The organism is Nesterenkonia natronophila (genome assembly GCF_003595215.1).
GTDB classification, from domain to species: Bacteria; Actinomycetota; Actinomycetes; order Actinomycetales; family Micrococcaceae; genus Nesterenkonia; species Nesterenkonia natronophila.
This window is the reverse complement of sequence record NZ_QYZP01000008.1, coordinates 1-606: the sequence shown is the minus strand read 5'-3', so window position 1 is coordinate 606 and position 606 is coordinate 1. Positions and strand designations below refer to the sequence as shown.

1 protein-coding gene is annotated in these 606 nt (G+C 65.7%); it reads right to left on the bottom strand.

What is annotated here, in order from left to right; all coding sequences use genetic code 11:
• Window positions 1–423: 423 nt before the first annotated feature.
• The coding region (locus D3250_RS12080) for a hypothetical protein (protein ID WP_225973318.1) at window positions 424–606 on the bottom strand (183 nt) is incomplete at its 5' end.

The window sequence follows — 606 nt, the reverse complement described above, 5'->3', positions numbered from 1 at the left end:
CGAAGGCCCAAAACGAGCTTCTGGGAACTGCATTCTGCAAAGGGAAACTCTCCTCGGGCAGCAAACCACAGCCCCAACGCGCCTCGGATCCAGAGAGCAACGCAAGCCGTTTTCGCCCCCGGCCCCACGCTCTCCATAGCGCAAAGCGGGGCTGGGCTGCCCCTGGCTCCCTGGGCCCTGCTGCTTTGCTGGGGGTCTCCGGTGCCCGAAACCCACTCCCCACGGGTTCTCCTTCGTGGGGAAGCAGGATTGGGCGCGCGAAGGCCTTCTGCGCCCAGGCCCCAGCCATGCCCCCTGAGCCAGCTCGGCCGCTCAGCGCTGAGGCCCCGTCGCACCGACGGCCCAAAACGAGCTTCTGGGAGCTGCATTCTGCAAAGGGAAACTCTCCTCCAGCAGCAAACCACATCCCTTAAGCGCCTTGGCTCAGGAAAGCAGCGCAAGCCGTTTTCGCCCCCGGCCCTGCGCTCTCCATAGGGCAAAGCGGGGCTGGGCTGCCCCTGGCTCCCTGGGCCCTGCTGCTTTGCTGGGGCTCTCCGGCGCCTGAAACCCACTCCAAATGGGTTCTCCTTCGTGGGGAAGCAGCATTGGGCGCACGAAGGCCTTCTG